The sequence below is a fragment of the Aeromonas sp. ASNIH7 genome, assembly GCF_002903485.1.
Taxonomy (GTDB): domain Bacteria; phylum Pseudomonadota; class Gammaproteobacteria; order Enterobacterales; family Aeromonadaceae; genus Aeromonas; species Aeromonas caviae.
On the sequence record NZ_CP026226.1, the window covers coordinates 155,758 to 181,233 of the forward strand.

A 25,476-nucleotide genomic window follows, 5' to 3' on the forward strand; every position below is an offset into this window, starting at 1 on the left:
AGCGGACTCCTTGCGTGATCAACGGGTTATCGCTGCGCTGTAGCGGCAAACCAGCAGTGTCGGCGAAAAAGGCGCAAAAAAAAAGATGCCCACGCCGGGGCATCTTGCATCGAGATTGACCCTCACCAGGGATAGGTCACCCCTGGCCACTCGGCCCAGGGGCCGTCCCGCCCCGGCAGGCGCGGCTCGGACCAGCGCCATACCTTGCCGAGCCAGGTGCGCAGTTCGGCTTCGAGTTCGCTGTCAGTGAGCGGCGCCTCGGCCACCTTCCAGAAGAAGAGCTCCACCTGCACCTCCGGCAGCACAGACGGATAGAGGTAAACCCCGCCCCAGAAGCGGGGCTCCCTGTCCGGGCTCCAGAGGCCATAGGCAAAGGAGCGCTTGGCCAGAAACTCGGCGTGCTGCCACTCCAAGTCGGCCTCGTGCTGACTCAGGCTGAAATTGGCGGAGGGCCACACATCGTTCGGGCGAAACAGCTGATGGAGCTGATCCCGCTCGCGCAGGATGGCGACAAACTCCACCACGGCCTGGGACGGCGTGGTGGGGAGCAACAGAAAATGCGGGTGCCGAAAGGCCTTTGGCACCCGGAATCCCTTGGGAAAGTGGAGCATCAGAGCAGTTCCAGCAAGGCCTGCAGCGGGTGCTTGAGCTTCTCCCCCTCCATCCGCTTGACCTGGCTGCGGCACGAATATCCGGTGGCCAGGCAGCGAGCCTTGGGCAGGCGTTCAAGAGGCTCGGCCCAGCTCAGACCGTAGATCCCCTTGGAGTTCTCCACCTGTTTGGCGTCGTGACCATAGGTGCCCGCCATGCCGCAGCAACCCACCGACACCGGCTGCAAACGCGCACCGAAGCGGCCGAACAGGGTGCTCCAGTCACCGTGGGTGGTGGGCTTGGCGGTCTTCTCGGTGCAGTGGGCAAACAGATACCAGGGGTCGGTGCCAGCCTCTTCCCGCAGCGGCAGCGCCTCGGCAGGCAGGGAGAGCAGCCACTCCTGGGGCAGCAGCACCTGGAAATCGCCGCGGGCGGGGCCGAGCGCCTTCACGTACTCGTCCCGGTAGCAGAGCACCAGAGAGGGGTCGACCCCCACCATGGGGATGCCGAGGGCCGCCACCTTGTTGAGGAACTGGGCGCTGCTGGCAGCAGTGCGGGCGAAGGCGCGCAGGAATCCCTTCACGTGCTGAGGCTTGCCGTTGGGTTTGAACGGCAGCAGGTAGGGCTGATAGCCCAGCTTGCTGGCCAGCTTCACTAGGTCACGCACCACGGGGGCGTCGTAGTAGCTGGTGAAGGGATCCTGCACGATGAGCACCACTTTTTGGCGCTGCTCGGGGCTCATGGCCTCGAGGCCCGGCAGATCGAAATAGCGGGCGCGGTGATCCCGCAGCTCCTCGGCCAGGGTCGGCACGGAGAGCAGCGGCACATCCACCATGCCGATGCTCTTCTCGGTCGCCTTCTGGGCCCACTCTTTTTCGAGGAAGAAGTTGACCAGCTTGGGGGCCTTGGCCAGCAGGGGCGCATAGCTTTCTACCGTGCCCACGAAATAATCCTTGGGGCCGCGCAGATATCGGCTGTGATAGAGCTGCATGAAGCGGGCGCGGAAGGTGGGCACATCCACCTTGATGGGGCACTGGCTGGTGCATGCCTTGCACGCAAGGCACCCCTCCATCGCCTCCATCACCTCATGGGAGAAGTCATACTCGCCCCGGGCGCGGGCCACCGTATTGCGGAACTTGTCGACGATCTGCTTGAAGCGTAGACCCCCGCTTTGCAGCGCCACCTCTTCGGCAAGGGGATCGAAGCCCTGCTCCGACAACTGGCGCAGCCATTCACGCATCAGGCCAGCCCGCCCCTTGGGGGAGTGACGGCGGTCGCGGCTGATCTTGACCGAGGGGCACATGGGGGAGTCGGTCTCGAAGGTGAAACACAGACCGTTGCCGTTGCAATCCAGCGCCCGTGTATAGCTCTCGCGCACGGCAATCGGGATCTGGCGGTCGAACTTGCCGCGCTTGGGCCCGTCCACCGAGACAAGCGAAGCGCCGCTGCCATAAGGCATGCAGATCTTGCCCGGGTTGATGCGGTTGGCCGGGTCGAACGCCCCCTTGACCCGTTGCAGCTCTTCCCACAGCTCGCCGAAGAAGGCGGGGCTGTATTCGGAGCGAAAGCCCTTGCCGTGCTCCCCCCACATCAGGCCGCCGTATTTGGCGGTGAGCGCCACCACCTGATCGGAGATGCGCCGCAGCAGCACCTCCTGCTCGGGATCGCACAAGTCCAGCGCCGGGCGCACGTGCAGCACCCCGGCATCGACGTGGCCGAACATGCCGTAGTCAAGGCCGTGAGCGTCCAGCAGGGCGCGAAACTCCATGATGAAGTCCGCCAGGGATTCCGGCGGCACGGCGGTGTCTTCGGTGAAGGCCACCGGCTTCTTGCGCCCCTCGGCGTTGCCGAGCAGCCCCACCGACTTCTTGCGCATGCCATAGATGGTCTCGATGCTCGGCAGGTGGTCGCACACCTGATAGCCAATGACCCCGGCTTCACCACGCGCCAGCAGGCCGTCGATGCGCCGGCACAGCTCCGCCACCTTGGCCTTGTGCGCATCCTCGTCGGTGTCGGCAAACTCGACGATGTTGAGCCCCTGCAGATCCTTGCCGGGCACATCCTGGATGAGATCCTTCACCGAGTGCCAGATGATGTCGGCGCGAGCCAGTCCCAGCACCCGGGAGTCCACCGTCTCCACCGACAGGGCGTGGGCCTGTACCATAAAGGGGGCGTTTCTGAGCGCGGAGGGGAAGCTGTCGTACTTGACGTTGACGAGCGTGCGGTAGCGCGGGATGGGGGTGATGTTGAGCCTGGCTTCGGTGATAAAACCCAAGGAGCCTTCCGAGCCGCACAGCACCCGGCTCACATCCAGAGTGTCGGTATCGGGCTGATAGAGGTGCTTGAGATCGTAACCGGTCAGAAAGCGGTTGAGCTTGGGGAAGGTGGCCTCGATGTCGGCGCGCCGCTCGCGGCCGATGCGATAGAGGGTGCGATAGATCTCCCCCTCCCGGTTCTCGAGGGCCAGCTTGTCCGCCAGACGCTGACCGGTCACCGGCTCGGTCGCCATGAGATCGCCGTTTTCCAGCACGGCCTTGAGGCCGAGCACATGATCCGAGGTCTTGCCGTACACCAGCGACCCCTGCCCCGAGGCATCGGTGTTGACCATGCCTCCCAGGGTGGCCCGGTTGGAGGTGGAGAGATCCGGCGAGAAGAAGTAGCCGTGGGGCTTCAAATAGGCGTTGAGCTGGTCTTTGACCACCCCGGCCTGGGCCCGCACCCAGCCCTCTTCCAGATTAATTTCCATGATCTGGTTCATATGGCGCGAGAGATCGACGATAATGCCGCCGCCCAAGGATTGGCCATTGGTGCCGGTACCGCCGCCGCGAGGGAAGAAACTCAAGGTTGCGTACTCGGGCCCCTGGGCCAGCTTGAGCATCACCGCTATGTCATCCGCGCTGCGCGGATAGAGAACCGCCTGAGGTACGACCTGATAGACGCTGTTATCCGTCGCCATCGCCAACCGGCTTGCATAAGACTTTTCGATATCACCACGAAATGCTGATCGCGCCAGCAACTCAAGAAACTGCAGGGTTGTAGGTGACAAACTGTCCTGGTAATCGAGTCTCGGGATCATGAATCCTTGTTCCCATCCTTTGCTTGATGCCGGCATTCCGGCGACAACGACCGTTCGGGCCTGCCTCTTTGCGGGTGTCCGAACCAGTCCGCTCACATGTGAGCGGGCAGTATATCAGCTAGAAAACCGCTTGCGCGCGCAATCTTCACCATTTGAAAGGAGGACTTTTATGGCTCACTACAGCCATGTTATCAGTACGCTTATTCGCACCGAAAAACAGGCGCTGACCCTGTCGCTGTTTGGTTGCATCACCTTTGCCATTTTCGGGATCGGCTATGGTCTGTTCGTCGGTTCCAACGCCATCATGCTGGACGGCATCTTCACCCTGTTCAGCATGGGCATGACGGGCCTTGGGCTCATCACCGCCTACCTGGTTACCCGCCCCTCCGACGCCCGTTTCCAATACGGCTACGCCCATTTCGAACCCATCGCCAACGTCATCAACGGCGCCATCATTCTGCTGCTCTGCCTCGGTGCCCTCTATGGCGGCATCACCTCCCTGCTGGCGGGCGGACGGGAGATCGATCTCGGCCACGCCCTCATCTATGCCGTCGTCTCCACCTTCTTCTGCAGCATCCTCTATCTCATCGAGGCCGACGTGGCCGAGCGGGTCAACTCCGAGCTGGTGCGGGTGGACTCCAAGGAGTGGCTGGTGGATACCCTGCTCAGCGCCACCCTGCTCATCGGCTTTCTGGTCGCCATCGGGCTCGATACCCTGGGTTACGGCCACTACAACCGCTACATAGACCCCATGCTGGTCTCCCTGCTGGCCCTGTGCGCCACCCTCATTCCCATCAAGGTGCTCGGTCGCAACCTGCGGGAGGTGCTGAAGATCGCCCCCAAGGGAGAGGTCAAGCAGCGAGTCGAACACGAGATCGAGGCCCTGCGCCAGCGCCATGGCATCGAATGCTACAGCCACCTGGCGAAAAGCGGCCGCCGCTTCGATCTCGAGCTCAACATCCTGGTGGCCCCCGGCCAGGAGTGGCCCGTCGAGCGCCAGGATGCCCTGCGCCAGGAGCTCTGGTCCCGCCTCGGCGACACCCTGGGAGACGCCTGGCTGTCGGTCTGCTTCACCCGCGAGAAACGCTGGCTCTGATCCGGCGCTCGTCATTGCGCTGCAACGCGGGGCCCAGTCGCCCCGCGTCATGACTCCCGGCGCAACCGCCGCCAAGTTCCCTCCTCTGTCGAGGCCCCATCCTGCTTACCCCCTCACTCCTCGCGCCTTCCCCCTGTCCCGTTCAACCCGTCAGGAGAAAACGTTTACCACCCCTTCCGGATCAATATTCACTTTCATCCCAGGGAAAAATAATAAAAATTCGTTGCTAAAATAAAGTACCGCCGCTATTTATTCCGATCAGGGATGAAGGCTATTTCCTGCCTGGCAATGGAATTGTTGTTAACCGGAAAAATAAAATAATAAATCTCGTATCATTAAACAGTTGAGGTAATGTCCATGAAGAAAGTACTGATCGCTGCCATAACCCTGGCCATGGCGGGTGCGGCGAGCGCCGCCATTCCCCAGTTGAATTATGAGTGCCCGGGTCAAATCCAGATGCACAGCGATGAAGGTGGCCCCGTCTATATCAATGGCAAGGAGGCCAAACTCAAGAAGTACAGCGAGGAGTTCTACGAGGCCAAGGGCGCCGGCGTCACCCTCTCCATCAGCAACACCGGGGGCCAGTACGATGTCTCCTACACCAGCAAGAAAGGCTCGGGTACCTGCCAGCCAGGCTCCTCTGCGGCCCCTGCTGCAGCCACTGCCTCAGCCCCTGCCCACAAGGGCAGCCTCGCCGAGAAAGCCTGCCTGCAAGCGGTCTCCGCCAAGACCAAGGTGGCCCAGAGCAAGTTGCAGGTGACCGATGTGATGGACTCCGAGGCAGGGGTGGGCGTGACCATCAAGGTGCCGGGTGCCGATGCCCCCTGGTCCTGTCTAAGCGACAAGAAGGGGCATGTTCAGGGCGCGGCCTATACCGGCAATTGACCTGACGACCAGGGTTAACGTCCCCTGAAACAACCCGTGTGAGCGCAAACGAGGAGGCCTGGGCCTCCTTGCTTTTTATACGCTGAATATATGATTAATGTGAATTAGTTGGTGGCGAACAAGTTAAATTTAGAATAATAACTCCATATCAAACACCATAACCCCCTCTATTCCTTCTTTCTCCCATGACACAGCCGCAATATTTCCCCCTGAAACAAATTATTACAAAAATAATGGATATATATGAGCCTGATGAATCCGGTTGTTGGTATCAGATCGTTTATTTTCCTTGTTCAGCACCTATATTTGTGATCGTGTCAATGTGTCGCTCTTTTATCTCCAGTCAAACTTGGCTGCGCATCAATGCCCCTTTCCCTTGCCTCCCCCGTCGGCAATCCCTTCGTCGCGTCCCCCCTGACAGCCCCCTTGCCAAATGGCGGCGAGTCGTTATCATCAGGGCTCACTTTTGACCCGAGGTTTTATTGCCCATCATGGACAATCCCCGAAGTAGCCCTTCGTCTTTTCCCATCAAAGCCTATCTGTACCTGCTCAACCAACGCCTCTGAAGCGATCGTCTCCGTCACCACGGCCACGCCGTGACCACGATTCACTGCATCTGTCTTCATTGAGGTCAATCACATGGAATTCTTGCTGGACCCGTCAATCTGGGTCGGTCTGCTTACCCTGATCATCCTGGAAATCGTTCTCGGGATAGACAACCTGGTCTTCATCGCCATCCTGGTGAAAAAACTGCCCCCCGCCCAGCGGGACAAGGCGCGCATCATCGGTCTCTCCCTGGCCCTGCTGATGCGCCTGGGACTGCTCACCATCATGTCATGGCTGGTCACCCTCACGGCTCCTCTGCTGCACATCTGGGATCACCCCTTCTCCGGTCGGGATCTCATCCTGATGGGAGGCGGCCTCTTCCTGCTGTTCAAGGCCACCTCCGAGCTGCATGAGCGACTCGAGGCCAAGCCCGAGGAGCAAGGCGGCACCGGCGTCTATGCCGGGTTCGGGGTGGTGATCGCCCAGATCCTGGTGCTGGATGCGGTCTTCTCCCTGGACTCCATCATCACCGCCGTCGGCATGGTGGATCACCTCGGCGTCATGATGGCGGCCGTGACCATCGCCATGGTAGTGATGGTGCTCGCCTCCAAGCCCCTGACCCGCTTCGTCAACGCCCACCCCACTGTGGTGGTGCTCTGCCTGAGCTTCCTCTTGATGATCGGCTTCAGCCTGGTGGCGGAGGGCTTCGGCTTCCACATTCCGAAGGGCTACCTCTACGCGGCCATCGGCTTCTCGGTGCTCATCGAGTTCTTCAACCAGCTCGCCCAGCGCAGTGCCCTGCTCCATGAGGCTCGCCAGCCCCTGCGCGAGCGCACCACCGCCGCCATCTTCAAGCTGATGGGGGGGAACAAGCGCTCAGCCCACCCGCAGGAGGACGAAGAAGAGGTGCAGGCTCAGCCCCTGCCCCCCGGTTTCGGTGAAGAGGAGCGTTACATGGTGAGCGGCGTGCTGTCGCTGGCCGAGCGTTCCATTCGCACCATCATGACCCCGCGCTCCGAGATGGAGTGGATCGACGTGAGCGACAGCGAGGACGAGATCATCGGGGTGGTCAAGGCACGGGATCTGCTGTTTGCCCTCAACGAGGGGCAGTCCCTGGCAGCACTTGCCAGACAGAACGAGCCCGTCATCGTGCCCCAGACCATCAACGTGATCCGGCTGCTGGCGGAGCTGCGCCAGGCCAGGGGCAGCCTCATCCTAGTGGCGGACGAGTTTGGCGTCATCCAGGGACTGGTCACCAACCACGATCTGCTGGAGGCCATCGTCGGCGAACTGCCGGACGAGGACGAGACCCCCGATGTGGTGCGCGAGGGCGAGCACTGGCTCATCCACGGCACCACCAACATCCATCAGGTGGAGCAGGCCCTGAACTGCGACGGTCTGGTGAGCGAGAGCGACGAGTACGTGACCCTGGCGGGCATGTTGCTCTCCCACTTCGGCAGCCTGCCAGACGTCGGTCAGCAGTTGCACCTCGGCCAGTTCCGCTTCGAGGTCATGGCCGTGAGCGAGCGGCGCATCGAGCGAGTACGGGTTACCCCACTCTCCCCTTGATCATCGGCGGCAATCACAGCAAGAGAGGGCCCTTGGCCCTCTTTTTTCTGGCGCGAACCAGGCCCCTCCCGGGCCATTGCTGCGATAACGGCAATTCTCTTCTGCAATACCCCCTCTTTTTCACAATAACAATCCCCTCTAGAGTCACCTCACTCCCAAAGATTGAGGAATCCATCATGCACCACGATCCCCTGTTCTGCCCCCTTCGCCTCGGCCAGCTGCACCTTGCCAACCGCATCGTCATGCCCCCCATGACCCGCTCCCGCGCCAGCCAGCCCGGGGACGTGGCCAACGCCATGATGGCGACCTACTACGCCCAGCGTGCCGGGGCCGGCCTCATCATCAGCGAAGGCACCCAGATAGATCCCCTGGGCAAGGGCTACGCCTGGACGCCGGGCATCCACAGCGCCGAGCAGGTGGCAGGCTGGAAGCAGGTAACCAATGCCGTCCACGCCGAGGGGGGCATCATGTTCGCCCAGCTCTGGCACGTGGGCCGGGTCACCCATCCTGACAACATCGGCGGCGCCCAGCCCCTCTCCTCCTCCGCCATCCAGGCCAAGGGAGTGAAGGTATTCGTCGACAACGGCAGCGATGCCCCGGGGTTTGTGGAGACCGTCACCCCGCGCGCCATGACCCAGGCCGACATCGACGCCGTGGTGGGGCAGTTTCGCCAGGCTGCCCGCAACGCCATGGAGGCGGGCTTTGACGGCATCGAGTTGCACGCCGCCAACGGCTACCTCATCAACCAGTTCCTCGACTCCGAGTCCAATACCCGCACCGACGGCTATGGCGGTTCGCTCGAAAACCGGCTGCGCTTCCTGAAAGAGGTGACCGAGGCGGTCTGTGACGAGATCGGTCCCGACCGGGTCGGGGTACGCCTTGCGCCACTCACCACCCTCAACGGCACCGTGGATGCCAACCCCCAGGAGACCTATCTGGCCGCCGCGCGCTTGCTGGGCCAGCTCGGCGTGGTCTATCTGCACGTCGCCGAAGCGGACTGGGACGACGCCCCCCTGATGGCGGAGAGCTTCAAGCAGGGGCTGCGCGACGCCTTCCCCAACACCCTCATCTACGCCGGCAAATACGATGGGGAGCGCGCCCGCGCCGCCATCGAGGCGGGCTGGGCCGACATGATTGGCTTCGGTCGCCCCTTCGTGGCCAACCCCGACTTGCCGAACCGCCTGCGCCACGGCCATCCGTTCGCCCCCCATGATCCCGCCACCCTGTTTGGCGGCGGCGAGAAAGGGCTGACGGACTACCCCGTCTATGGGGCAGAGCGGGCATAAGGCGGCTGGCGCCGAACCTCTTCCCGGGCGGGCCCTCCAACAGGGGGCTCGCCTTGTTGTCTTGCCAGTGCAACAGCAGTTCAAGGCATTGTTACGCCATGTGAGTCAATCAAGGCACCCACCCCTCTCATCCAAGGAGTCACCATGACCCATACCCAGGCCTGGTGCTGGCACGCCCCCGGCGAACCGGACCAGCTCACCCTCACCCGGCAAGCGCTCCCCACCCCCGGGCCCGACGAGGTCCTCATAGCCAACCGGATCATCGCCTTCAATCCGGTGGACTGGAAACTCATCGAACAGGGTCATCCCCACTGGCAGCCAGGCCATGTGCCTGGCGTCGATGGCATGGGCACCCTGGTGGCACTGGGGGCCAATGTCACCCACCTGCGCCCCGGCACCCGGGTCGCCTATCACACCGACCTGCGCCACGGCGGCAGCTTTGCCCGCCACACCCTGGTGCCGGCTCGCGCCCTGATGCCGGTGCCCGATGCCCTGAGCGACGAGGCGGCCGCCGCGCTCCCCTGCCCCGGCCTCACCGCCTGGCAGGCACTGGCCAAGCTGCCTCACCTGCACGGGGAGGCCCTGCTCATCACTGGGGCTGGCAGCAGTGTCGGCCGCTTCGCGGTGCAACTTGCCCTCCAGAAGGGGGCCCGCGTCTTTGCCAGCGCCAGCCCGCGCCATCACCAGTGGCTCAAACAGCTAGGCGTGCAGGGGGTGGCGGACTATCGGGATCCCGACTGGCTGGCCCAGTTGCAGGCCGCCAACGGCGGTGAACCCTTCGAGGGGATCATCGATCTGGTCTCCAGCCAGCAGGCAGAAGCCTTGCTGCCTGCCCTTGGCTATTACGGCCACATGGTGACTGTGCTCGGGCGCATCGCGCGCAACCCGCTGCCCGCCTTTAGCCATTGCCACTCATTGCACGAGATTGCCCTCGGCGCCCAGCACGCCTTTGGCTCGGACAAACAGTGGAGCCGTCTGGTGGCGGCCGGTGTCGCCATGATGGCGCAGATGGCGAGCGGCGAGCTGACCCTGCCGCCGCTGGTGGTGGGCGACTTCGACGCCCTGCCCTCCCTTCTCACTCGCGTCAAGCAGGAGGGACAAGGGGAAAAGTATCTGGTGAGAGTGGATTGATACCCGCCCAACGATGGCACAAAGAGGCCCGCCATGGCGGGCCTCCTCCATTCAAGGTGTGCAAGGCGGCCTGCTCAGTGCAGGCTCACCCCGTGCAGGGCGGCATGGAGGCGAATGTCCCGGGTCAGACGCACCTTGTCCGCGAGGCTCAGCCAGCTCGCCTCCACGGCATTGAGACTGAGGCGGCACAGCTGCTCCTGGCTGGCGCCAAGCCCGTCGGCCAGGGCCTGGAAGTTGGCCCCCAGGTATCCCCCGAAATAGGCGGGATCGTCGGAGTTCACGGTGACGCAGAGCCCCTGCTCCAGCAGCCTCAGCACATTGTGCTGGGCCATCTGGTCAAACACCCTGAGCCGCACGTTGGAGAGGGGGCAGACGGTGAGGGGCAGCCGGGTGTCGGCAAGATAGCTCAGCAGCGCGGGATCCTCGACGCAGCGCACCCCGTGATCGATGCGTTGCACTCCGAGCTCCCGGATCGCCTGCCAGATGTAGTCAGCCGGCCCCTCCTCCCCCGCGTGGGCCACCACCGGCAGCCCCAGCTCGCGGCAGCGAGCGAAGACCCGGGCGAACTTGCTGGGCGGGTTGCCCTGCTCCCCCGAATCGAGGCCGACCCCGTGCAGGCGCGCCAGGTGCGGCGTGGCCTCTGCCAGGGTGGCGAATGCCGCCTCTTCACTCAGGTGGCGCAGGAAGCTCATGATGAGCCGCCAGCTGATGCCAAAGGCTGCTTCCCCAGCCTGCAACGCCCGCTCGATGCCCCCCAACACGGTGGCAAAGGGCACGCCGCGGGCGGTGTGGGTCTGGGGGTCGAAGAAGATCTCCACGTGCACCACGTGATCGGCAACGCAGCGCTCGAGATAGGCCCAGGTGAGGTCGAAGAAATCCTGTTCGTGGATGAGCACGCTGGCGCCGAGGTAGTAGAGATCGAGGAAGGATTGCAGGCCGTCGAACTCATAGGCGGCGCGCAGGCTGTCGACATCGGGCCAGGGCAGCGCCACCCCGTTGCGCTGACCGAGGGCGAACATCAGCTCGGGTTCGAGGGTCCCCTCGATATGCAGGTGCAGTTCCAGCTTGGGCAAGTCGGCAATAAAGTGCTCCATGATGACGGCTCCATCGTCAGACTCCGTGCGGGCACCACCGGGGCGGCGCCCTCCCTTCGCCTTCATTGTGCACCCATCTGGCCCACCGAGGGAGACTTGTCATCAAAGGGCCTTATAATGGCGGCACAAAAACCATAACCGATTGAAGAGACAAACAGAGGGATGCCCTGTCCCCGCTCTTGCGCCCTACAAGGAGATTTCATGAAGAAAAACGTCATCTGTGACATTGACGGCGTCATCCTGCACAACAACGATCTCATTCCCGGCGCCGACCGCTTCGTCCACCGCCTGCTGGAGCAGGGCAGCAAGCTCCTGTTCCTCACCAACTACCCGGCCCAGACCCAGAAAGATCTGCAAAACCGCTTCCGCTCCGCCGGAATAGAGGTGCCCGAGGAGTGCTTCTACACCTCCGCCATGGGCACCGCCGACTTTCTCAAGCGCCAGGATGGTAAGAAGGCCTATGTGATTGGCGAAGGGGCCCTGACCCACGAGCTCTACAAGGCCGGCTTCACCATCACCGATATCGACCCGGACTTCGTGGTGGTGGGGGAGACCCGCAACTACAACTGGACCATGATGCAGCAGGGCGCCAAGTTCGTGGATCAGGGGGCCCGCTTCATCGCCACCAACCCCGACACCCACGGCCCCCTGATGTACCCGGCCTGCGGCGCCCTGTGCGCCCCCATCGAGCGGATGACCGGCAAGAAGCCCTTCTATGTCGGCAAGCCGAGCGCCTGGATCATTCGCGCGGCCCTCAACCGGATGGAGGCCCACTCCGACGACACCATCATCATCGGCGACAACCTGCGCACCGACATCCTGGCAGGCTTCCAGGCCGGTCTCGAGACGGTGCTGGTGCTCTCCGGGGTGAGCAAGGTGGCGGACATCGACCGCATGCCGTTTCGACCGAACCACATCTTTGACTCCGTGGTGGACATCGACATCGTCTGATCCCGGGTGCCGCCCTTCCGGTAGCCTTCAGCCTGCACGGGCCCCCTTGGCAAAGGGGGCCCGTTTCGTTTAACGTAAGCGCAAAATCGTTAAACAAACTAAACGGGAGCAGGATGCTCCTTCGCCACTCAAGGACGCACCATGAAGAGCCTGAACGACTGGATCCTGCTGGACAAACACACTGTCTCCCCCACCCCGCTGATGCCGGCCCCCGAGCGCATCAGGGCCGGGACGCCGAGCCAGACGGCATGGAACCACTACTCCGACCCGAGCCAGCAGTTTCACGTGGGCTTCTGGGCTTGCGAGCCGGGCTGCTGGGCCGTTCACTATACCGAACACGAATACTGCCAGATGCTGGAAGGGGAGGCGGTGATCCACGACGAGCAGGGCGGCCGGCTGCACCTCAAACCGGGGGTTCAGTTCGTCATTCCCGCCGGTTTTGTCGGGCAGTGGGAGACCCTCACCCCTTGTCGCAAGCTCTATGTGATCTTCGAACCCGACGCGAGTTGACGCGCACGTCAACCCTGACCCTCTCTCTTCAGGCGGCCGGACGGCCGCCATCCCCTGCGCAACTTGACGCTTACGGCATGATTTTCTGCGGTTTTCCCGCTTGCAAAAGGGTTTTCCGCTAGGCATTGTGATTGGCGAGGAATGTAAATGGAATTTCGAGCCCAAACGTGGGGGGCTCATATAAAAATCAAGAGGATTACCGCCAATGTGTTCTATTTTCGGCATTCTGGACATCAAGACCGACGCCACTGCCCTGCGCAAATCGGCCCTGGAGATGTCCAAGCGACTGCGTCACCGCGGGCCTGACTGGTCCGGCGTCTACAGCTCCGACAAGGCCATCCTGGTGCACGAGCGCCTGGCCATCGTCGATCCGGGCAACGGCGCACAGCCTCTCTACAATCCCGAGCGCACGCACGTATTGGCCGTCAACGGCGAGATCTACAACCACAAGGAGCTGGAGAAGAACCTCAAGGTCGACTTCCAGTTCCAGACCCACTCCGACTGTGAAGTGCTGCTGGCCCTCTACAAGGAGAAGGGCCCGGCGTTCCTGGACGATCTGAACGGCATCTTCGCCTTCATCCTCTATGACGCCGAGCAGGATGCCTACCTGATTGGTCGCGACCACATGGGGATCATCCCCCTCTATACCGGCCGCGACGAACACGGCAACTTCTATGTCGCCTCCGAGATGAAGGCCCTGGTGCCGGTCTGCAAGAGCGTCGAGACCTTCCCGCCGGGACACTACCTGTGGAGCAAGGATGGCGAGCTTAAACAGTGGTATAAACGGGACTGGATGGAGTACGCGCCGGTCGAGCACAACGTCAGCGACAAGGCCGAGCTCAAAGCGGCCCTGGAAGCGGCGGTCAAGCGCCAGCTGATGTGCGACGTGCCCTACGGCGTGCTGCTCTCCGGTGGTCTGGATTCGTCCGTCATCTCCGCCATCACCAAGCTCTATGCCGCCCGCCGGGTGGAAGACGATGGCAAGAGCGAAGCCTGGTGGCCCCAGCTGCACTCCTTCGCCGTCGGCCTGGAAGGGTCGCCGGATCTCGCTGCCGCCCGCAAGGTGGCCGATCACCTCGGCACCATCCACCACCAGATCCACTTCACCGTGCAGGAAGGGCTGGATGCCCTGCGGGACGTCATCTATCACCTCGAGACCTATGACGTCACCACCATCCGCGCCTCCACGCCCATGTATCTGATGGCCCGCTACATCAAGGCGATGGGGATCAAGATGGTGCTCTCCGGCGAAGGCTCCGACGAGCTGTTCGGCGGCTACCTCTACTTCCACAAGGCCCCCAACGCCCGCGAGTTCCACGAAGAGAACGTGCGCAAGCTCGCCTCCCTGCACCTCTATGACTGCCTGCGGGCCAACAAGTCCATGGCCGCCTGGGGCGTGGAAGGCCGCGTGCCCTTCCTCGACAAGGAGTTCATGGACGTGGCGATGCGCCTCAATCCCGCCGACAAGATGTGCGGCAAGGGCAAGATCGAGAAGCACATCCTGCGGGAAGCCTTCGAGGATCTGCTCCCCCACGAAGTGGCGTGGCGCCAGAAGGAGCAGTTCTCCGACGGCGTAGGCTACTCCTGGATTGACAGCCTGAAAGCCATGGTCGAGGAAGAGGTGACGGATCAGATGTTCGAGGCGGCCGCCTTCCGCTTCCCCGTCAACACCCCGCTCACCAAGGAGGCGTACTACTACCGCGCCATCTTCGACGAGCACTTCCCGCTGGAGTCCGCCGCCCGCACCGTGCCCTACGGCAAGTCGGTCGCCTGCTCCACCCCGACCGCGCTCGAATGGGATGCCAAGTTCAAGGAGATGGCCGATCCCTCCGGTCGCGCCGTGATGGACGTCCACCAGCAGGGTTACTGATCGCCCCTGACCTGAATACAAAGCCCCTCTCGAGGGCAATGCTGTTCAGATAAGCACTTTTTTGACTGATTATTCATAAATTGGATTTGAGTTGAGGGGGCAAGGCTGTGTCCAGTCGATCTTCCTCCAGCCTTTATCCAGCGGGGCTTGCAATAGAAAGAGGGAGGCATCATGCCTCCCTCGATTTTTTGTCCTGATACTACGTGGACTGGAACTCAAATTCTCTTAAGTGAACAGCATTGCCCTCTCGAGGGGCTTTGTTGTTTTCTGCCATTCCATTGCCGCTTTTTGCCTTCCCCTTCCCTGTTTGCGGCTTGGCGCAGGAAACGCCTCGTGTCACATTGTCTGCGCCTGGAAGCAAAGATAACGACACAAGGAAGAGACCATGAAACGACTGTTACTGCCCCTGATACTGGGCACCCTCCTTTTCAATGGCGCCGCCTGCGCGGGCGACCACCTCTGGAGTCAGAGCCTGCCCGATTACAGCCAGGGTTATGACGAGACGCGGGATCCGGCCCGCGATCTCGCCGCCGCTACCGCCAAGGCCAGTGCCGAGGGCAAGAAAGTCCTGTTGCTGGTGGGGGGCGAATGGTGCAGTTGGTGCCAGGAGATGAACCGCTTTCTGGACCGGGAACCCGATCTCGCCGGCCAGCTCAACCGCACCTTCGTGGTGGTCAAGGTGAACGTCAGCGAGCAGAACAAGAATGAATCCTTCCTGAAAGACTATCCCGAGTATCTGGGGGTCCCCCACTTCTACGTGCTGGATGCCAAAGGCAGGCTGCTCGAGTCCTTCAACACCGGGCTGCTGGAGAAGGGGAAGAGTTACGACGGGGAGAAACTCGGCAAATTTATCGCCTATTTCCAGCCCAGGACCACCCACGGCTGACTCGCCAGTCAATCAAACAGGGCCCCGCACGGTCAGTGACAGTACAGGGCCTTGATGGAAGCGCAAACAGGGAAGTGGCATGTCTGCGACAAACAGGCCATCCATCACCCCGGACAAGGACGAAAAAGATGTTGCGAATACTGGGCAAGGCGTCGTCAATCAATGTGCGCAAGGTACTGTGGACCTGTGCTGAGCTGACCCTCCCGTTCGAGCTGGAGGAGTGGGGATCCGGCTTCAAACCCACGGACACCCCGGCGTTTCTGGCGCTCAACCCCAATGCCATGGTGCCCGTCATTCAGGATGAGGATTTTACGCTGTGGGAGTCGAACACCATCATCCGCTACCTGGCGACGCGCCATGGTGCCAATGCACTCTATCCCGCCGAGGCGAGAGCCAGGGCTCGGGTCGATCAATGGATTGACTGGCAGGCATCGGACTTGAACAGCGCCTGGCGCTACGCCTTCCTGTCGCTGGTGAGGCGCTCCCCCCAGCATCAAGACCATCAGGCCCTTCACGCAGCTTGCCTGCAGTGGTCTCACTGCATGGAGATCCTGGAGAGACAGCTTCAAACAACCGGAGGATATGTGGCCGGTCCGCACTTCTCGCTGGCAGACATTCCCATCGGGCTGTCAGTCAACCGCTGGCTGGAGACGCCCTATGATCGCCCGTCGCTACCCGCCGTGGACGACTACTACCAGCGACTGAAAGAGCGGCCGGGGTTTCGACGCTATGGGGCCAATGGCACGCCCTGAGGCGAGCAAGATAACCCGGGCAAGGAAAGAGATGGCAGACCGGGCCAACGCGCTGGCCCGGTCTGCACAGCTTCAGGGCTGGGCATCCGGCTGATTGGCGGGGGCCGCCTTGATAAAGGCCTGCAACTGCTCGCAGTTGGCGACGATGCGCGCAATGGTGGGGTAGTCATCCAGGGTCATGTCGAAGCGGCGGGCGTTGTAGACCTGGGGCACCAGCATGCAGTCCGCCAGGGTGACCTCGTTGCCCACGCAATAGATGCCGGCGGTGGTCATGAGAAGCTGCTCCAGCGCGGTGAAGGTCTCGTCTATCCAGTGGCGATACCAGGCATCCCGCGCCATCTTGCTCTGCCCCAACTCCTGCTCCAGGTAGTGCAGCACGCGCAGGTTGTTGAGGGGGTGGGTGTCACAGGCGATCATGTTGACTATCTGGCGCACCCGGGCACGTTCGATGGGCGCGGAGGGCATCAGGGGGTAGGCGGGATAGGTCTCGTCGAGGTACTCCATGATGGCCACCGACTGACCCAGATGCACGTCATCGTCCACGAGAAACGGCACCAGTCCCTGGGGATTGACCCGGCGGTAGGCCTTCTCCTTCTGCTCACCCTGCCGCAAGTTGACCGGGTGCTGCTCATAATCGAGCCCCTTGAGTTGCAGTACCAAACGCACGCGAAAGCTGGCCGATGAGCGCCAATATCCAAACAACTGCAGCATAGTGTGTCCCTGTGGTGGCAGGTGTCTGCCACCTGCCGTGTCGCCCGCCCCTCCAGGGGTCGGGCTCTCCTAGCTCGCCCGCTCGGCCGTTGCTTGCGTGACCCGCTGCAAAATGGTGCCAAACAGACTCATCCCGTTGCGATCCTGCATCGCGATGGACACTGTATCACCAAAGCGCAGAAAGGGTGTAGTGGCTTGACCTGACTCGATAATTTCCAGCATCCGCCGCTCGGCAAGGCAGGAGGATCCCCGGCTTCTGTCGTAGTTGGAGACGGTGCCCGAGCCGATGATGCAACCCGCCCCAAGCGGCCTTGTCTTGGCGGCATGGGCAATCAGCTCATCAAAGTTGAAGGTCATGTCCACCCCGGCGTCGGGTTGCCCGAACAGGGCGCCGTTGAGGTGGGTCACCAGGGGCAGGTGGACCTTGCCATCGCGCCAGTCATCCCCCAGCTCGTCCGGGGTGATAGCCACCGGCGAGAAGCTGCTGGAGGGCTTGGACTGGAAGAAGCCAAAGCCCTTGGCAAGCTCCCCGGGAATGAGGTTGCGCAGGCTCACGTCGTTGACCAGCATCAAGAGCTTGATGTGGCTCGCCGCCCCCTGCGAACGGGTGCCCATGGGCACGTCGTCGGTGATGACGGCGACTTCCGACTCGAAGTCGATCCCCCACTCCTCGGAGCCCATCACGATGGGGCCACGGGGCGGCAGGAAGCTGTCAGAGCCTCCCTGATACATCAGGGGATCGTGCCAGAAGCTTTCTGGCATGTCGGCGCCGCGCGCCTTGCGCACCAGCTCCACGTGATTGACGTAGGCACTGCCGTCAATCCACTGGTAGGCGCGGGGCAGCGGGGAGAGGCACGCCTCCTCATCGAAGGGGAAGGCGTCGGGGCAGGCGCCCTCGTTGAGTCGCTGATAAACCTTCGCCAATTGCGGCGCCACTTCTCCCCACTGGTCGAGGGCCGACTGCAGGGTCGGGGCGATGGTCGTCACATGGACGGCGCGCGCCAGATCGCGGCTCACCACCACCAGGGCGCCGTCGCGCTTGCCATTGTTCAGGGTTGCCAGTTTCATATCGAATTCCTTATTTGCCGAGCGTCTCTGGACGCTGCCAGCTGGTGACATAACCGGGGTGTTCGACCCCTTCGCAGATCGGGCCGACGGCCAGGGCATCCCGGGTGTCGAGCATCACCGCCACCTCGTCGGTGAAGGTCTTGGCATGGGCCTGCCCTGCCGCAAAGGCCTTGGGATGGGGACCATGGGTGAAGCCGGCAGGGTGGAAGGTGACCATGCCCCGCTTGATGTTGTCCCGGCTGAAGAAGTCCCCGGCGTGGTAGAATAGCACTTCGTCGAAGTCGTCGTTGCTGTGGTAGAAGGGCACCCGCAGGGCGCCTGGGTCACTCTCGATGGGACGCGGCACGAAGGTGCAGACCACGAACCGGCTCGCCACGAAGGTGGTGTGGGCCGAGGGAGGCAGGTGGTAGCGGTGGCTCATCAGCGGGCGGATATCCCGCCAGTTGAGGCGCACCACGCACAAGTCCCCGTGCCACCCTTGTGCATCCAGCGGGTTGAACGGCCAGGTGACGACCGAGACCTGATCGTGGCGCTTGATCTGCAGCGACCAGGGGTTTTCATCCTGCTGGGCAAGGAAGCGCTCGTTGATGGCGGGCACGTCCAGGGCCGCCGGATCGAAGATGGCGTGATTGCCCACCAGTCCCTTGTCCGGCAGCTGATAACTGTCTTCCGTCGCCTCTATCATCAGGATGAAGAGGGGCGCGGTGGGCTCGATGCGCCACATGGTGCCACGGGGGATCACCACATAGTCGCCATCTCTCAAGATGAGGTGTCCGTAGTCGCAGTAGAACTCTCCGCTCCCCTCGTGAATGAACAGGAGCTCGTCGCCATCGGCGTTGCGCACCAGAAACGGCATGGGCTCATGCAGGCGCCAGATGCGGTAGCGGCAGTGGGGGTTGCTGAGAATATCCGGCATCACCCAGGGGGAGAGGGAGCTCACCTCCTCCTGCAGATCGTTCAAGTCAAACGCCCGTGGCCGAAGCGGCCCCTCCCAGTTGACCCAGTCGGTGGGAGCATGCTTGTGGTGCATGTGGGTGGCCGGACCGAAGAAGCCCGAGCGCCCCAGCTCGCGCTCATAGATGGCCTGCTCCGGCAGATCGGCATGGGCCTGGCGGGAGTGGGTTCCCTCCCGATGGGGGAAGCTTATCCAGTTACGCATCGCTCGGTTCTCCGTTTTTCTGGCCCTGCGCGGCACTGTTCACCTCCCCTTGCGTGGATCCGTCCAGCACGCCACGGCGGATCTGATCCAGCTCGATAGATTCGAACAATGCCTGGAAGTTGCCCTCACCAAAGCCCTCGTTGCCCTTGCGCTGGATGATCTCGAAGAACACGGGCCCGATGACGGTGTCCGTGAAGATCTGCAGCAGGATGCCGTCCTTCGTCGGCGAGCCGTCGATGAGGATGCGCAGCGCCTTCAGCGCGGCCAGATCCTCCTGATGACCCGCGACCCGGCTGTCCACCTTCTCGTAGTAGGTGTCCGGCGTCGGCATGAAGCCGGTTCCCCGCCCTCTGAGCGTGCGGATGGTGTGATAGATGTCGGCAGAGGCGAGCGCGATGTGCTGGATCCCCTCCCCCTTGTACTGGCGCAGGTACTCCTCTATCTGGGACTTGTCGTCCGCCGACTCGTTGATGGGGATGCGAATTTTGCCGCAAGGGGCCGTCATGGCGCGCGAGTGCAGTCCTGTCAGCTTGCCCTCGATGTCGAAGTAGCGGATTTCCCGGAAGTTGCCGATCCGCTCGTAGAAATTCGACCAGAGGTTCATATTGCCGCGATGGACGTTGTGGGTCAGGTGGTCGATCTCATAGAGCCCTGCGTCCACCTCGGCCATGCGGGCCTGCCAGTCGGGGTAGAAGATAAAGTCCACGTCATAGATGGAGCCGCGCTCGCCATAGCGATCGACAAAGGAGAGGGTACTCTCGCCGATGCCGTAGATGGCGGGGATGTTGAGTTCCATGGGGCCGATTTTGCCCACAAACGGCTTGGCCCCCTGGCCAATGGCGTACTGCTGGGCACGGCCGGCATCGCTCACCCGAAACGCCATGCCGCACACGCTCGGACCATGGGCCCGGGCAAACTCCTCCGCCTGGGAGTGGGGCTCGGCATTGACCACGAAGTTGATGTCCCCCTGGCGATAGAGCCAGCACTGCTTGTGCCTGTGCTTGGCCACTTCGGCAAAGCCCAGTGAGACGAACAACGCCTTGAGGGCCGCAATGCCCTTGAGATCCGGCGCCGTGTACTCGACGAACTCAAACCCGTCGGTGCCAAGGGGGTTGATGGTGTGAGTACGGGAAGAAGGGGTGGTCATGATGCGCTCCTTGCGATGAACTGATAACGAAACGGGTCACGCCGCAAGGGCTCGACAGGCAGCCCGCACGGCATTGTTAACAACTTGTTTCATTAGAGTGGCGGGCGCAGGGAATGAGAAGGGGCGGCGTTCAGATAGTTTGGCGGGAATCCGCGCCAAAGAATGTAAATGAAATGTGACATCACAGCCCCAGCCTTGCACTGCGCTCGTTAGCGTCCCGCAAGGCTGTCAGCTTTGCCTTACAACGACCAATAACAGGGTTCGATATGGGGCAGTACCGCCCTCATCTTCCACAATCGAGTCCTTGTGGGGTTGATGAGCCAGGCCTGCTCCCCCAACGCCAGCAGGGGCAGATCGTGCAGGCTGTCACTCAGGGTGAGTGCGGCCTCCAGGGTCAGGAGCTCAGGCAGCAGCTTGTGCCTGCCATGGCAATAGAAGCGCGGCACCAGGCCGCCGAAACGGTAACCCATCCGCGAGCCGATGATGCGGTGAGGGAGCCTTGGCAGTTGACGATGGAGCTGGGCACGGACCAGGGCGCGGGGACTGGCGGAGATGACCCAGCAGCGGTGCCCCTCCCCCGTCAGGAGGGCTCGCGCCTCCCGATACAGACCGGGCCGGGTCAGGCTGTACTGCCGTACCAGGGCGCGCCAGGCCAGGGGGGATAGCCCGAGGGTGATGGCCCACCAGATGAGTGCAATGCCGCGACTGCGCTGACCTGGCAGCAGATAGATCACGGCACCGAACGCCATCAGTGGCCACAGCAGCAGCGGCCAGATACGGCGGCGCAAGATGAAACGCAGCAACCCCGCATGGCTGTCATCCGGCGCTAGGGTGTCATCGAAGTCGGCCAGGATCCAGCCGTGGGCTGGGACTCTCGCGGTTGCTGCGCTCATTCGGTGATCTCTGCGATGGCGGCATGCAACTCGGGCAGGAGGAACAGCGCTCCTTCATCGGGCGGACAAACGAGATCGAAGCTCTCACCTGCCAGGGTGAAGGCGAGGCGCCAGGCGTGCAGATAACCGCGATCCGCCGCCGTGCCGCCGTAACGCTCATCTCCGAGGATGGGGGCTCCCACGCTCTTCAAGGCCACCCGGATCTGGTGGGTCTTGCCGGTCCGGGGCTTGATACGATAAAGGCGCAGCCCCTCGCGCACCGAAACGGAGTCGAACCAGCTAATGGCCGGGTTATCCTGGGTGCGGCTCAGCATCCAGCTGCCGCCTCGCCCTTTCTCCATGTCACCCTTCACCCAGCCCTGCTTCTTCTTCGGCTTGCGATCGGAGAGTGCCAGATACTGCTTGCTCACTTCCCGCGCCGCAAAAGCCATGCTGAGGGCGCGATTCGCTTCGGCGGTGCGGGCCAGCAGCACCAGCCCAGAGGTCATCTTGTCCAGTCGATGGACCGGATAGAGGTCAAGACCGGTATCCATTCTGACCCGATTGACGAGACCCGGCTCGCCGGCATCATCGTGCATGCCAATGCCCGGACGCTTGTTGATCACCATGAAATCTTTGTGCTGCAATTGTATCCGGTACATGTATAACCCTTTAGAATGTTATTTGTTAACAACTTGAATGCAGGCCTGCAGGCCATCTTCATGGACCCTCAGCACAAGAATCGCACGAATGAAAAAATGCCTGTTTTGGCTGTTGTTGCTTGGCATCACTTGCTTCTCGCCCCTCCAGGCCAGTGAACGGACACGTGATCTGCCGGAGAAGGTGGTATTGCAGTTGCGCTGGCTGCATCAGCCCCAGTTTGTGGGCTATCACATGGCCAAGGCCAAGGGGTATTACGCCGACGCTGGTCTGGATGTCGAGATAAGGCCAGGTGGCAAGGGAATAAGTCCGGTTCAGGAGGTGCTGGCCGGACGCGCCGACTTTGGCGTCGGCAACACCGAGGTGCTGACCCACTACGCCCAGGGCAAGCCGCTGCTGGCGCTGGCCAGCGTCTACCAGCACTCTCCCTCCATCTTCCTGGCACGCCGCGACAGCGGCATTCTCACCGTTGCGGACATGCGTGGCAAACGGATCATGATGTTTCCGGGTCATCAGGATGCAGAACTGCTGGCCACCCTCTACTATCAGGGGCTTCACGAGCGCCAGCTCATCCCGGTCCCCACTTCGGTCAACATCGACGATCTGATCGCCGGCCGGATAGACATCTTCAACGCCTATCTGAGCAATGAGCCCTTCTATCTGGAAGAGCGCGGCATCTCGGTGTCCGTCATCAACCCTCGCAACTACGGCATCGATTTCTACAGCGACATTCTCTTCACCACCCAGGCACAGGAGCGGCTCAATCCGGAGCGGGTGGCACGTTTTCGTGCAGCCAGCCTCAAGGGATGGCGCTATGCCCTCACCCACCCCGAGGAAGCCATCGCCCTGCTGCGCACAGAGTATGGCGTCAACCGCAGTCAGGCCCACATGGAATACGAGTTGCAGATGAGCAAGGAGATGATCCAGCCGCTCTATGTGGAGATCGGGTATATGAATCCGGATCGCTTCGCTCACATCATGCAGCAGCTGGTGGAGATAGGCCTCCTTGCCAAACCGGTCTCCCTGACCCGTTTTCTCTATCAGGTTCCCTCAGAACAGTGGAGCTTCTGGCGTCCATGGTTCCTGCTGAGCCTGGGGGTTGGTGGTCTCATCCTGCTGCTCTCCCTCTATCTTCTGATGAGCAACAAGCGGCTCAACCAGGAAGTGGCCCTGCGCAAACAGCGAGAGCAGGAGATACTGCAACTGGCCCGCCTCGATCCCCTTACCGGGCTGCCCAATCGCCTGAGCCTGATGGAGCAGTTGAAACACCAGGTGCAAAGCGACAATCCGGGCTGCCTGCTGTTTTGCGATCTCAATGACTTCAAGCGCATCAACGACAACTTCGGCCACAGCCAGGGGGATGCCATCCTCTGCCAGCTGGCCCGACGGATCCACGACGCCATCGGCCACCAGTGCTATTTTGCCCGCTTGGCGGGGGACGAGTTCATCCTGCTGCTGCCGGGCTACGATATCCGTCAGGCAGAGGAGGTCACCGCCGTGATCCGCCAGGCCATGCAGGCCCCCTTCGTGGTCAATGACCAGCCGATGCAGGTGGGCATCAGCATCGGCGTCAGCCACTACCAGCATGACTGGAGCCCGGAGCAGTGGCTCATCCAAGCCGACAGGGCCATGTATTGTGACAAGGGCGGCCGCGTCATCACGCTGGCGGAGCAGTCCGGCTGACTGGTTCATCTCCCGGCACACAGAGCCGATACCCCCATGAAACCAATAAACAGGAAGGCCACCCCAGGGGTGGCCTTCCTGCATTGCATGAGTCTGACCGCTCTTACCCGAAGGTCTGCCCCAGGGATTTTAGCTGGCGAGCCTTGGTGAGCAGGATGTCGCTCGAAGCGTCCATGTCCTGCATCTTGTTGCTGTTGGTGTGGGAGTGCTGGGAGATGGCGTTGACGTTGCGGCTGATGTCCTCCACCACCGCCTGCTGCTCCTCTGCCGCCGTCGAGATCTGGGCCGAGAGGTCCACCACCCGTTCTATTTCCGCCAGCACCTGATGCAGGCTCTCTGATCCCTTGCGGGTCAGGGTCACGCAGGATTGGGTCTGTTGCAGGTTCTGCTGCATCATTCCCTTCCAGCCGTTCAGGGTACGCTGGATCTGGCCTATGCTGCTCTGGATCTGCTCGGTCGCCTTGTGGGTGCGCGTGGAGAGGGTTCGCACCTCGTCCGCCACCACCGCAAAGCCTCGCCCCTGCTCCCCTGCCCGCGCCGCCTCGATGGCGGCGTTGAGCGCCAGCAGATTGGTCTGATCCGCAATGCCCTGGATCTCGCTCATCAGCACACCGATGCGGTCCGACTCCTCCGCCAGTGCCACGGCGGCCGTGAAGGCATGCTCTGCCTGGGTGGCCAGCTCCGTCACCCTGTGCTGGGTATCTTCCAGCTGCTGATCGGTGTGTTGGCAGTGCGCCTTGGCCTGGGCTATCTGGTTATCCGTCTCAAGGATATTGCGGGCAATCTCGTGGGCTGTCGCCGCCATCTCGGTGATGGCAGTCGCCACCTGCTGGGTCTGGACATCCTGTTCGGCGATGTCGGCGCTTGCCTCGCTGGAGGCTGTTTTCAGATGCACCGCGAGATCCTGCAGGGAGAGGGTCGCATCGTCCACTCGTCCAAGGACGGTGCGGATCCTGGCCTGCAACAGCTTGATGTGGAAGTCTGCAATGGCACTGGCATCCTCCCCCGAATAGATGAGCCGGGTCAGGCTGTCATATTCGTCCGCGAGCTGTCGCAGATAACGGGGGGTAGTGATGAGGGTGTCACGATAGATCAGGGCCAGCCACAAGAGAGGCAACAGGGTGAACAACGGCCCCCAGGGCCCCATCAGATAGCCCCCCCCCGCCAGCATCAGCAAGACACCGACGATGGCCAGCCCGTGGCGCATCGGGCGCAGGCTCAATCCGCCCTTTCGCTCCCCCCGCTCCACGCTCTTCAATCTGGCATAGGTGCGCCCGGCCACGGCTTTCATCTCCGGCGCGGCGCGACTGCGGACCGACTGGTAGCCATTGATCCGCCCCTGCTCGAAGATAGGGGTGACATAGGCATCCACCCAATAGTAACGCCCATCCTTGCAGCGGTTTTTCACCATGCCGCGCCAGGGTTTGCCCTGCTTGAGCTTGCCCCAGAGGTCAGCAAAGGCGGCCTTGGGCATGTCCGGGTGGCGAACCATGTTGTGGTGCTGGCCGATGAGCTCGGCCCGGCTGTACCCCGCTACCCGGCAGAAGTGATCATTGGCGTAGGTGATCACACCCTGCAGGTCCGTAGTGGAGACCAGCTGTTCATTGGCAGGAAAATCCACCTCTTCGTCGATGAGATGAACCTGGCTTTTCTTCATGGCGCACACCCCTTGTTTGATCACCCACTGAGCGTAGCCAAACGCCTACGGGCAAGCAACGCAGAGACCCAGTCGGGGAGGATGGCTGAGACACAATTTGCATCCTGTTTGACGCCGCGCAAGATTTTGACCCCAAAAGCCCAGGTTTGGCCAAAAAACACTCGGCATTTTCCCAGGTTCACCGCTCTCCCACACGATGCATCACACCAAAAAATGGTTCCAACGAGTCTGTGGTACTGGCATTGCCAGGGGTCCGTCAGGGGAGAGCACACTTGA

At 62.1% G+C, this 25,476-nt stretch carries 21 protein-coding genes; 11 read left to right on the forward strand and 10 right to left on the reverse strand.

Annotated features, from left to right (window positions below):
• Positions 1–122: 122 nt before the first annotated feature.
• Together C2U47_RS00690 and ydiJ are read right to left on the reverse strand one after the other, a co-directional pair.
• The gene (locus tag C2U47_RS00690) at positions 123–611 is read right to left on the reverse strand and encodes a hypothetical protein (protein ID WP_010675106.1); all 489 of its coding nucleotides are present in this window, start codon (positions 609–611) and stop codon (positions 123–125) included.
• On the reverse strand, positions 611–3,667 hold the full coding sequence (ydiJ, locus tag C2U47_RS00695; protein ID WP_010675107.1) for a D-2-hydroxyglutarate dehydrogenase YdiJ: 3,057 nt from the start codon (positions 3,665–3,667) through the stop codon (positions 611–613). The genes C2U47_RS00690 and ydiJ overlap by 1 nt, the downstream gene beginning before the upstream one ends.
• A gap of 169 nt (positions 3,668–3,836) precedes the next feature.
• Between ydiJ and C2U47_RS00700 the strand changes: the two genes are divergently transcribed.
• The 5 genes from C2U47_RS00700 (at position 3,837) to C2U47_RS00720 (ending at position 10,180) form a co-directional block, all read left to right on the forward strand.
• Positions 3,837–4,763 carry a cation diffusion facilitator family transporter gene (locus tag C2U47_RS00700; protein ID WP_010675108.1) on the forward strand — a complete coding sequence of 309 codons (927 nt, stop codon included), beginning with the start codon at positions 3,837–3,839 and terminating at the stop codon, positions 4,761–4,763.
• A 357-nt stretch (positions 4,764–5,120) separates the two neighbouring features.
• Positions 5,121–5,648: a hypothetical protein gene (locus tag C2U47_RS00705; protein ID WP_041201638.1), complete on the forward strand. Its 528-nt coding sequence runs from the start codon at positions 5,121–5,123 to the stop codon at positions 5,646–5,648.
• A gap of 639 nt (positions 5,649–6,287) precedes the next feature.
• Positions 6,288–7,763: a TerC family protein gene (locus C2U47_RS00710; RefSeq protein ID WP_103261350.1), complete on the forward strand. Its 1,476-nt coding sequence runs from the start codon at positions 6,288–6,290 to the stop codon at positions 7,761–7,763.
• 176 nt (positions 7,764–7,939) lie between these two features.
• A complete protein-coding gene (locus tag C2U47_RS00715) occupies positions 7,940–9,049 on the forward strand; it encodes an alkene reductase (protein WP_010675112.1) in 1,110 nt (369 codons plus the stop codon).
• Positions 9,050–9,193: 144 nt separating this feature from the next.
• The gene (locus C2U47_RS00720) at positions 9,194–10,180 is read left to right on the forward strand and encodes a zinc-binding dehydrogenase (RefSeq protein ID WP_010675113.1); all 987 of its coding nucleotides are present in this window, start codon (positions 9,194–9,196) and stop codon (positions 10,178–10,180) included.
• A 74-nt stretch (positions 10,181–10,254) separates the two neighbouring features.
• On the opposite strand, the gene C2U47_RS00725 is transcribed toward C2U47_RS00720, so the two are convergent.
• Positions 10,255–11,274 (reverse strand): adenosine deaminase, encoded by a 1,020-nt coding sequence (locus tag C2U47_RS00725; RefSeq protein WP_010675114.1) that lies wholly within the window; start codon positions 11,272–11,274, stop codon positions 10,255–10,257.
• Positions 11,275–11,475: 201 nt separating this feature from the next.
• Here C2U47_RS00725 and C2U47_RS00730 point away from each other — a divergent pair, with 201 nt between their 5' ends.
• The 5 genes from C2U47_RS00730 (at position 11,476) to C2U47_RS00750 (ending at position 16,243) form a co-directional block, all read left to right on the forward strand.
• Complete coding sequence (locus C2U47_RS00730) at positions 11,476–12,225, forward strand: HAD-IIA family hydrolase (protein ID WP_010675115.1); 750 nt, start codon at positions 11,476–11,478, stop codon at positions 12,223–12,225.
• Between the two features lie 141 nt (positions 12,226–12,366).
• The gene (locus C2U47_RS00735; RefSeq protein ID WP_010675116.1) at positions 12,367–12,735 is read left to right on the forward strand and encodes a cupin domain-containing protein; all 369 of its coding nucleotides are present in this window, start codon (positions 12,367–12,369) and stop codon (positions 12,733–12,735) included.
• Positions 12,736–12,940: 205 nt separating this feature from the next.
• Positions 12,941–14,605, forward strand: a complete 1,665-nt coding sequence (asnB, locus tag C2U47_RS00740) for an asparagine synthase B (RefSeq protein WP_010675117.1) — start codon at positions 12,941–12,943, stop codon at positions 14,603–14,605.
• Between the two features lie 385 nt (positions 14,606–14,990).
• Positions 14,991–15,491 (forward strand): thioredoxin family protein, encoded by a 501-nt coding sequence (locus tag C2U47_RS00745; RefSeq protein WP_010675118.1) that lies wholly within the window; start codon positions 14,991–14,993, stop codon positions 15,489–15,491.
• A gap of 128 nt (positions 15,492–15,619) precedes the next feature.
• The gene (locus C2U47_RS00750; RefSeq protein ID WP_010675119.1) at positions 15,620–16,243 is read left to right on the forward strand and encodes a glutathione S-transferase family protein; all 624 of its coding nucleotides are present in this window, start codon (positions 15,620–15,622) and stop codon (positions 16,241–16,243) included.
• Between the two features lie 72 nt (positions 16,244–16,315).
• Here the strand turns inward: C2U47_RS00750 and maiA are convergent, their stop codons facing one another.
• The 6 genes from maiA to C2U47_RS00780 all read right to left on the reverse strand — a co-directional run bounded on the left by maiA (position 16,316) and on the right by C2U47_RS00780 (position 21,862).
• A complete protein-coding gene (maiA, locus tag C2U47_RS00755) occupies positions 16,316–16,954 on the reverse strand; it encodes a maleylacetoacetate isomerase (RefSeq protein ID WP_010675120.1) in 639 nt (212 codons plus the stop codon).
• 69 nt (positions 16,955–17,023) lie between these two features.
• Complete coding sequence (locus C2U47_RS00760; RefSeq protein ID WP_010675121.1) at positions 17,024–18,022, reverse strand: fumarylacetoacetate hydrolase family protein; 999 nt, start codon at positions 18,020–18,022, stop codon at positions 17,024–17,026.
• Between the two features lie 10 nt (positions 18,023–18,032).
• Positions 18,033–19,181 (reverse strand): homogentisate 1,2-dioxygenase, encoded by a 1,149-nt coding sequence (locus tag C2U47_RS00765; protein ID WP_010675122.1) that lies wholly within the window; start codon positions 19,179–19,181, stop codon positions 18,033–18,035.
• Entirely contained in the window at positions 19,174–20,328 is a 1,155-nt protein-coding gene (gene hppD, locus C2U47_RS00770; protein WP_010675123.1) for a 4-hydroxyphenylpyruvate dioxygenase, read from the reverse strand. Before hppD ends, C2U47_RS00765 begins: the two co-directional genes overlap by 8 nt.
• A 239-nt stretch (positions 20,329–20,567) precedes the next feature.
• A complete protein-coding gene (locus tag C2U47_RS00775) occupies positions 20,568–21,221 on the reverse strand; it encodes an HAD family hydrolase (RefSeq protein WP_010675124.1) in 654 nt (217 codons plus the stop codon).
• Complete coding sequence (locus tag C2U47_RS00780; RefSeq protein ID WP_029314720.1) at positions 21,218–21,862, reverse strand: TIGR01621 family pseudouridine synthase; 645 nt, start codon at positions 21,860–21,862, stop codon at positions 21,218–21,220. The genes C2U47_RS00775 and C2U47_RS00780 overlap by 4 nt, the downstream gene beginning before the upstream one ends.
• Before the next feature lie 88 nt (positions 21,863–21,950).
• On the opposite strand from C2U47_RS00780, the gene C2U47_RS00785 reads away from it, so the two are divergent.
• Complete coding sequence (locus C2U47_RS00785; protein ID WP_010675126.1) at positions 21,951–23,543, forward strand: GGDEF domain-containing protein; 1,593 nt, start codon at positions 21,951–21,953, stop codon at positions 23,541–23,543.
• A gap of 103 nt (positions 23,544–23,646) precedes the next feature.
• Here C2U47_RS00785 and C2U47_RS00790 read toward each other — a convergent pair whose 3' ends face one another.
• Positions 23,647–25,200, reverse strand: coding sequence for a methyl-accepting chemotaxis protein (locus C2U47_RS00790; protein ID WP_103261351.1), 1,554 nt, complete (start codon positions 25,198–25,200; stop codon positions 23,647–23,649).
• Positions 25,201–25,476: the final 276 nt, after the last annotated feature.

Excerpts from the sequence above, each read along its gene's own strand:
- C2U47_RS00690 (WP_010675106.1), bottom strand. The coding sequence starts at position 611 with ATGCTCCACTTTCCCAAGGGATTCCGGGTGCCAAAGGCCTTTCGGCAC.
- ydiJ (WP_010675107.1), bottom strand. The coding sequence starts at position 3,667 with ATGATCCCGAGACTCGATTACCAGGACAGTTTGTCACCTACAACCCTG.
- C2U47_RS00700 (WP_010675108.1), top strand. The coding sequence starts at position 3,837 with ATGGCTCACTACAGCCATGTTATCAGTACGCTTATTCGCACCGAAAAA.
- C2U47_RS00705 (WP_041201638.1), top strand. The coding sequence starts at position 5,121 with ATGAAGAAAGTACTGATCGCTGCCATAACCCTGGCCATGGCGGGTGCG.
- C2U47_RS00710 (WP_103261350.1), top strand. The coding sequence starts at position 6,288 with ATGGAATTCTTGCTGGACCCGTCAATCTGGGTCGGTCTGCTTACCCTG.
- C2U47_RS00715 (WP_010675112.1), top strand. The coding sequence starts at position 7,940 with ATGCACCACGATCCCCTGTTCTGCCCCCTTCGCCTCGGCCAGCTGCAC.
- C2U47_RS00720 (WP_010675113.1), top strand. The coding sequence starts at position 9,194 with ATGACCCATACCCAGGCCTGGTGCTGGCACGCCCCCGGCGAACCGGAC.
- C2U47_RS00725 (WP_010675114.1), bottom strand. The coding sequence starts at position 11,274 with ATGGAGCACTTTATTGCCGACTTGCCCAAGCTGGAACTGCACCTGCAT.
- C2U47_RS00730 (WP_010675115.1), top strand. The coding sequence starts at position 11,476 with ATGAAGAAAAACGTCATCTGTGACATTGACGGCGTCATCCTGCACAAC.
- C2U47_RS00735 (WP_010675116.1), top strand. The coding sequence starts at position 12,367 with ATGAAGAGCCTGAACGACTGGATCCTGCTGGACAAACACACTGTCTCC.
- asnB (WP_010675117.1), top strand. The coding sequence starts at position 12,941 with ATGTGTTCTATTTTCGGCATTCTGGACATCAAGACCGACGCCACTGCC.
- C2U47_RS00745 (WP_010675118.1), top strand. The coding sequence starts at position 14,991 with ATGAAACGACTGTTACTGCCCCTGATACTGGGCACCCTCCTTTTCAAT.
- C2U47_RS00750 (WP_010675119.1), top strand. The coding sequence starts at position 15,620 with ATGTTGCGAATACTGGGCAAGGCGTCGTCAATCAATGTGCGCAAGGTA.
- maiA (WP_010675120.1), bottom strand. The coding sequence starts at position 16,954 with ATGCTGCAGTTGTTTGGATATTGGCGCTCATCGGCCAGCTTTCGCGTG.
- C2U47_RS00760 (WP_010675121.1), bottom strand. The coding sequence starts at position 18,022 with ATGAAACTGGCAACCCTGAACAATGGCAAGCGCGACGGCGCCCTGGTG.
- C2U47_RS00765 (WP_010675122.1), bottom strand. The coding sequence starts at position 19,181 with ATGCGTAACTGGATAAGCTTCCCCCATCGGGAGGGAACCCACTCCCGC.
- hppD (WP_010675123.1), bottom strand. The coding sequence starts at position 20,328 with ATGACCACCCCTTCTTCCCGTACTCACACCATCAACCCCCTTGGCACC.
- C2U47_RS00775 (WP_010675124.1), bottom strand. The coding sequence starts at position 21,221 with ATGAGCGCAGCAACCGCGAGAGTCCCAGCCCACGGCTGGATCCTGGCC.
- C2U47_RS00780 (WP_029314720.1), bottom strand. The coding sequence starts at position 21,862 with ATGTACCGGATACAATTGCAGCACAAAGATTTCATGGTGATCAACAAG.
- C2U47_RS00785 (WP_010675126.1), top strand. The coding sequence starts at position 21,951 with ATGAAAAAATGCCTGTTTTGGCTGTTGTTGCTTGGCATCACTTGCTTC.
- C2U47_RS00790 (WP_103261351.1), bottom strand. The coding sequence starts at position 25,200 with ATGAAGAAAAGCCAGGTTCATCTCATCGACGAAGAGGTGGATTTTCCT.